The following is a 6,365-nucleotide window of genomic DNA, read 5'->3' as shown; positions in this document are numbered from 1 at the left end:
CGCTGCGCCCCAGGCGGTGCCGAGCCGGGCCAGGGAAACGGCGACCGGCTGGTCTCGATCGAGGCGATCACCGGCTCCACCCATGCCGACACCCTGACCGGCAGCGCCGCCGCGAACATCATCACCGGCGCGCGCGGAAAGGACCTGCCGCCGCGTTCCACCGGACGCCTCGGGTGTCGTCCGTGTCGCCGTTCGTCCGCCGCGTGGGCGGACGCGTCAGCCGGCGACGATCAGATAGATGCCGTACGCCACGGCCGCCGCGCACAGCGCGAAGGCGGCCACCGCACCGGCTCGCGCGCCCGCACCGGGGGCCGTGGCCACCGCGGCCTCGCCCTCCTGGCCCGACTTGCCGGAGGTGCCGACGATGCCGACGGTGAACAGACCCACGATCCCGACCGTCACCACGAGGCTGACGCCGAAGACCTGGCCGAGAGCTGCCCAGTCGATGCTCATGCAGTTTTCCTTAGGTGAGAGCCGCTAGCGGGTGACCGTCGCGGCCTGGGCGCGCGGGGCGGGAGAGGTGGGAGCGTCGGCGTCGGCCGCCGGCGCGTCGGAGTCCTGGGAGGCGTCGGCCTGCGGGGCCGGCTGGCCGGCCGGGGGAGGGCTGACGGTGCGCAGCGCGGCGGTCACCACGCCCACCGGCTCCGCGGCCGGACCCTCGTTGACGTTGGTGTGGTCGATGGGCTTGCGCCGGGAGGCCGCCCAGATCGCGCCGCAGATGCCGAGCGCGAGGACCGCCACCGCGGCCACGCCCCAGTCGCCCTGCTTGGCCAGGAAGGCGGCGCCCGCCGCGACCGCACCGGCGGCCGGCAGCGTCAGTGCCCAGGCGGCGACCATCCGGCCGGCCGTGGACCAGCGCACCACGCCGCCCTTGCGGCCCAGGCCCGAACCCATCACGGCGCCCGAGCAGACCTGGGTGGTGGAGAGCGCGAAGCCGAGGTGGGAGGAGGCCAGGATGGTGGCCGCGGCGCCGGTCTGGGCGGCGAAGCCCTGCGGCGGCTGGATGTCGGTGATGCCCTTGCCCATCGTGCGGATGATCCGCCAGCCGCCCAGGTACGTGCCGAGCGCGATGGCCAGACCGGCCGAGGCGATGACCCACATCGGCGGGTCGGCGTGCGGGGCGACGACGCCGCCGGTGATCAGCGCGAGGGTGATCACACCCATGGTCTTCTGGGCGTCGTTGGTGCCGTGCGCGAGGGAGACCAGGGCGGCCGAGGCGATCTGGCCGGCGCGGTAGCCCTTGGCGGTGTCGGCCTCGTCGCGGCCGCGGGCCAGCCGGTAGGTGAGCCGGGTCGCGGCCGTCGCGGCCAGGCCGGCGACGATCGGGGCGGCCACCGCCGGGATCAGGACCTTCATGACCACGGCCCCGCCGTGCACACCGTTCGTACCGACGGAGACCAGCGTCGCGCCGATCAGACCGCCGAAGAGCGCGTGGGAGGAGCTGGAGGGGAGACCCGCGAGCCAGGTCAGCAGGTTCCAGATGATGGCGCCGACGAGGCCGGCGAAGATCACTTCAGGTCTGATGCCCGCACTCTCGTCGATGATCCCGCCGGAGATGGTCTTGGCGACCTCCACCGACAGAAACGCGCCGACGAGGTTCAGTGCCGCTGACATCGCCACCGCGGTCTTGGGTCGCAAGGCGCCGGTGGAAATGGTGGTGGCCATCGCGTTGGCCGTGTCGTGGAAGCCGTTCGTAAAGTCGAACACCAAGGCCGTGACGATCACGATCCCGATGAGAAGCGTGATGTGTTCCATTCACCCAGGCAATCAGTTCGAAGGTCAGTGTCGCTCGGGACCGTACGGAGAGTGGGTGAACGGAAAGTGAACTGGGACGGGCGCGGCGATGACGCACCCGCAGTGTTCACGCGGAGGTGTATCTCACGTCACTTCCGCATCACCCGTCGGCGAACTTCTTGAGGTATGCCAGCTGGGGCCGGACCCGCCGTACGGGCCCTGGTCGTCCCGGTGGTCGCCGCGGAGCCGCGGAGGCACGCGGAGGGCTCCGCCGTGGAGCCGGGCGCAGGGCAATCCGTTTCGACGTTAACGGATGATCGTCGCAAGACGGTTTAAATCCGGCCAATCGCCCGCAGTGTCATAGTTGTCCCCAAATGGCGGATAGCGGGCCGGTGGGCCCCCGGCGTACCCTTCCCCGGCCCGCTCGTACGGTGACGCGGACCACATCCGCATTCGCCGCACCGCGCCGGAGGACCCATGAAGGACCACCCCGACCAGCTCGCCGCCGCCTGGAGCGAACTGGTCGCCACCGCCCGCAGAACCGTCGCCGACGGGCTGGTCGTCGGCACCTCGGGCAATGTCTCGCGCCGGCTGAAGGACCTGGTCCTGGTCACCCCCAGCGGCGTCCCCTACGACCGGCTCGGGCCCGGCGACACCACCGCCGTGGACCTCGAAGGGCGCCAGATCATCGGCGCGCTCCGGCCGACCAGCGAACTCCCCATGCACCTGGCGGTCTACCGCAGCACCACGGCCACCGCCGTCGTCCACACCCACGCCCCGCACGCCACCGCCGTCTCCACCCTCGTCACCGAACTCCCGCCGATCCACTACATGGCCGCGGCGCTCGGCGGTCCGGTGCGCGTCGCCCCCTATGCCCTCTACGGCAGCGACGAGCTCGCCGCCCACCTGCTCGAGGCGCTCCGCGACCGCACCGGCGCGCTGCTGCAGAACCACGGCACCCTCACCTACGGCGACAGCCTCGACCAGGCACTGGACCGCACCGCCCAACTGGAGTGGATGTGCCGGGTCTGGCTCACCGCGCAGTCCGTGCCGGGGCGCGCCCCCAGCCTGCTGTCGGCCGGCGAGCTGGCGGCGGCCGGCGAGCGGCTGCGCGGCTACGGCCAGCGCCGGGACTGAAGCCGCCGCCGCGGGCGCCGTCCGCACCGCGCCCGGCGCGCCGCCCTCCCGCCGAGCCCGCCGTCCGCCGCCCCGCCGAGTGGCCGCACCCGGGACCGCTGCGCACACTGGTGTGGTGCGTCTGGGTACCGCGGCGGCCGTGGCCGCCGCCACCGTGATCGGTGCCGGGGCGGCCGCCGTGGCGGTCGGCCGGTACGCCGGCGACATCGCCCTGAAACCCTCGCCCGACCAGCCCCTCCCCGGCGACTCCCGCCTCACCGTGCACTCCGCCACCGACGAGCGCATCGCCCTCACCCGCAGTCTGGTCGCCCTGCGGCCCGGCACCTACGGCCTCACCGGCGCGGGCTGCCACGCCGTGGTCGGCTCCGTCGTCCACGGCGCCCCGCACCCCGTCGACGCCGTCGTACGCCGCCTGGAGCGGGTCACCCACGGCAGCCTCAAGCCGGGCAAACGGATGCGGCTCACCCCGCAGGTGCACATCGGCAACCCCCGCGACGCCCTGGGCCTCGACTGCGCCGACGTCGACATCCCCGGCGAACTGGGTCCCCTCCCGGCGTGGTTCGTCCCCGCCGTGCGCGACACCTGGGTCATCACCGCGCACGGCCTGGGCACCACCCGCGAGCACCCCATGGTCGTGATGCCGTTCCTGCACCGCCACCGGCTGCCCGTACTGGACCTGGCCTACCGCAACGACCTCGGCGCCCCGCGCACCGCCGACGGCATCAACCACCTCGGCCACACCGAATGGCGCGATCTGGACGCCGCGATCCGCTACGCGGTCCGCTACGGCGCCCGGGACATCGTGCTCTACGGCTGGTCCGTCGGCGCGACCATGGCGCTGCGCGCCGCCGCCCACTCCGCGCTGCGCGACCGGATCAGCGGACTGATCCTGGACTCGCCCGTCCTCGACCGGCACGCCACGGTCCGCGCGCTGGCCGCCGCCCGGGGAGCCCCGCGGGCCCTGCTCCCGCTGGTCGTACGGGCCGCCGAGGGCGCCACCGGGATGCCCGTGGACCGGCCGGCGGACGCCGCCGACCCGGCCGAGCTGAACGTGCCCACGCTGCTCTTCCACGGCCCCGACGACCTGATCGCCCCCTGGGCGGCCTCCCGCTCCTTCGCCGCCCGCCGTCCGGAGCTGGTCACCCTTCAGGCGGTGCCGCACGCCCCGCACGCCGCGATGTGGAACGCCGACCCCGCCGGCTACGAGGAGGCGCTGCGCCGCTTCCTCACTCCCCTGATGTAGCGCCGCCCGCCGCGTCCCCGGTGGCGCGGTCCTGGTGACGTCCGGGCGTACGGGGGGACAACTCCCCACATCCAGGATGGGTCGGCGCGATGGCGCCGCTCCACTAGATCGCAAGCCGGGTTCCGATTGGGCTTTCGGGCCGTCAGCGGCAAGACTGCTCCTGTGACGTCCCGTACTCCGCGCGACTCCCGGCTCCGACTCGTCCCCCGTCAACCGGTTGCGGCCGCCCGCCGGGCGGTGACAACCCGGGCCAAGCGCCCGGCACCCCGCCCGCCCGAGGGCACCCCGCCGCCCGCGGAGCTGGCCCGACAGGCCCGCGCCGTGCTGGCCGGTGCGGCCCGGCTCGCCCGCTGGGCCGACAGCGTCGGGGGCGCCGGCGGCAGTCTGCGGGCCGGCCCGGACGGGGCGCTGCCGACGGCCGCCGTCGAACGCGCCGCCGAGGCCCTCGGCCTGACGCCGCAGCAGGTCCGCGTCGACTGGGACCGGGCCCGGCTCGCCGGACTCGTCGAACTCCACGACGGCCTCGCCCGGCCCGGCTGGCGGCTGCGGGCCTGGGACCGCGACGACACGGCCGTGCTGCGCGGCTGGGTCGCGCTCTTCGACGCCTGGTCGCTGGCCTGCCCCACTCCGGCCGGCGCCGGTCCCACCATCGTCGCCGAAGTCGTCGAGGCGCTGCCGCAGCTGCTGTCCCTGCTGCATCTGTCGGCCGGGCCGGTCCGGCTGCCGGTGCTGCTCGACATGCTCGACCAGCGCGTCAGCGAACTGCGCACGGAGCGCTGCGAGGTCCCCTACGGGCAGGAACCCGGCGAGGGCACCGGCGCCGCCGGGGCGGCGGGACCGGCCGACGACGCCGCGGGGGCGTCGCTGGCCGAACTGCTGGGCTGGGCGCTGGACGCACTGCTGACCGTCGGCGCGCTGGTGCCGCCGCACGGCGCGCCGGGCCGCTCCCGCGAGGGCGGGTCCTTCGACGGCGGATACGGCGACGCCTACCAGGGAGCCCACGAGGCGTCCGAGGCGCAGCTGACGCCGCTGGGCAACTGGTCGGTGTGGGTCAAGCTGGAGCAGATCTGTGTCGCCGCGCAGAGCCCGGCCGGCCATATCGAGCAGTCCGCGGAGGCGATGCTGCGCGGCTGCGCCCGGCTGACCCCGGGACCGGCCCGCGCCGAATACCGCGCCTGGCTCGCCGCCCGCTCCGTCGGCTCGGCCGTCGAGGAGCTGCTGGCCGTGGCCCGCGGCGAGGACGCGCTGCTGCGCGGCCTGGCCTTCGAGGCGCTGCGCGCGGTCGGCGCACCGGCCGAGCCCGCCGTGCGCGCCGCCGCCGACGAGCCGGGCCTTCGCCCCTACGCCCTGCTGTGGCTGGTCGAGCACGAGGGCGGCGACCCGGAGACCGCGCCCGACGTGCTCACCCGCGAGGAGTCGACCTGGCTGTGGGTGGACACCGCGGCCGCGGTCGCCGACCACGGTGAGACCCAACTGCTGGTGCGCCACCTCGACTCGGCGGTCCAGGGCTCCGTGCCGCGTCTCCTGGCGGAGGTGCGCGCCGTCGGACACCCCCGCACCGTCCAGGTGCTGGTCGCGCTGGCCGCGGCCCACCCCGATCCGGCACTGGCCAAGGCCGTCCGCCGGGCGGCGTTCCAGGTCCACACCGGCGGCGCGTGACCCGGGACGGCGCGCGGGGCCGGGCCGCGGCTCAGGCCCCGACGCCGCCCGGTGCGTAGGTGCCGAAGCTCCAGATGTTGCCCTCGGCGTCCCTGGCCATGTAGTCCCGGGAGCCGTAGTCCTGGTCGGTGGGCGGCATCAGGATCTCCACACCGGCCCGCTCGGCCCGTTCGAAGTGCGCGTCGGTGTCCTCCACCACGACATAGACACCCGCCGGCCCGGCGTCGCCCATCGCCGCGTCGAAGACGCCGCCGCGGCCCTTCGAACCGAGCATCACCACGCCGTTGCCGTAGGAGAGTTCGGCGTGCAGCACCATGCCGCCCTCGCCCTCGTACTTGGCGCCGACGGTGAAGCCGAAGGCCTCCGTCAGCTGCTCGATGGCGGCCTGGGCGTCCCTGTAGAGCACCGTCGGACACATCGTCGGTGCGCCCGTCGTCGCGCCTGCCATGGTGATCACCGAACCCTTCCTGCACGTCGGGGGATCACGGGTCTCACAGGTCCGAGTGACCCGCCTCACAGTGTGGCACCGGGGTCCGACAACGCCCGGTCCGCACCGGCCGGCCGCGCGCCGGGCTCCCCGGCCGAACGGGGG

Annotated in this window: 6 protein-coding genes; 3 read left to right on the top strand and 3 right to left on the bottom strand. The window is 74.7% G+C overall.

All coding sequences use genetic code 11. The features are described from left to right. Window positions 1-216: 216 nt before the first annotated feature. Entirely contained in the window at window positions 217-453 is a 237-nt protein-coding gene (locus tag ACFWZH_RS36035) for a hypothetical protein (protein ID WP_384441461.1), read from the bottom strand. Window positions 454-477: 24 nt separating this feature from the next. Beyond that, window positions 478-1,755, bottom strand: a complete 1,278-nt coding sequence (locus ACFWZH_RS36030) for an anion permease (RefSeq protein ID WP_384441458.1) — start codon at window positions 1,753-1,755, stop codon at window positions 478-480. Window positions 1,756-2,211: 456 nt separating this feature from the next. Between ACFWZH_RS36030 and ACFWZH_RS36025 the strand changes: the two genes are divergently transcribed. The 3 genes from ACFWZH_RS36025 to ACFWZH_RS36015 all read left to right on the top strand — a co-directional run bounded on the left by ACFWZH_RS36025 (window position 2,212) and on the right by ACFWZH_RS36015 (window position 5,773). Next, entirely contained in the window at window positions 2,212-2,871 is a 660-nt protein-coding gene (locus tag ACFWZH_RS36025; protein ID WP_384441455.1) for a class II aldolase/adducin family protein, read from the top strand. A gap of 115 nt (window positions 2,872-2,986) precedes the next feature. Beyond that, the gene (locus ACFWZH_RS36020; protein ID WP_384441452.1) at window positions 2,987-4,114 is read left to right on the top strand and encodes an alpha/beta hydrolase; all 1,128 of its coding nucleotides are present in this window, start codon (window positions 2,987-2,989) and stop codon (window positions 4,112-4,114) included. Between the two features lie 162 nt (window positions 4,115-4,276). After that, entirely contained in the window at window positions 4,277-5,773 is a 1,497-nt protein-coding gene (locus tag ACFWZH_RS36015; RefSeq protein WP_384441449.1) for a hypothetical protein, read from the top strand. Between the two features lie 31 nt (window positions 5,774-5,804). On the opposite strand, the gene ACFWZH_RS36010 is transcribed toward ACFWZH_RS36015, so the two are convergent. Next, on the bottom strand, window positions 5,805-6,221 hold the full coding sequence (locus tag ACFWZH_RS36010; protein ID WP_384441467.1) for a VOC family protein: 417 nt from the start codon (window positions 6,219-6,221) through the stop codon (window positions 5,805-5,807). Window positions 6,222-6,365 lie beyond the last annotated feature (144 nt).

Source organism: Streptomyces sp. NPDC059008 (assembly GCF_042749045.1).
Lineage (GTDB): Bacteria > Actinomycetota > Actinomycetes > Streptomycetales > Streptomycetaceae > Streptomyces.
Note: the sequence above shows the minus strand (reverse complement) of the source record. Positions and strands in the feature narration are given on the sequence as shown.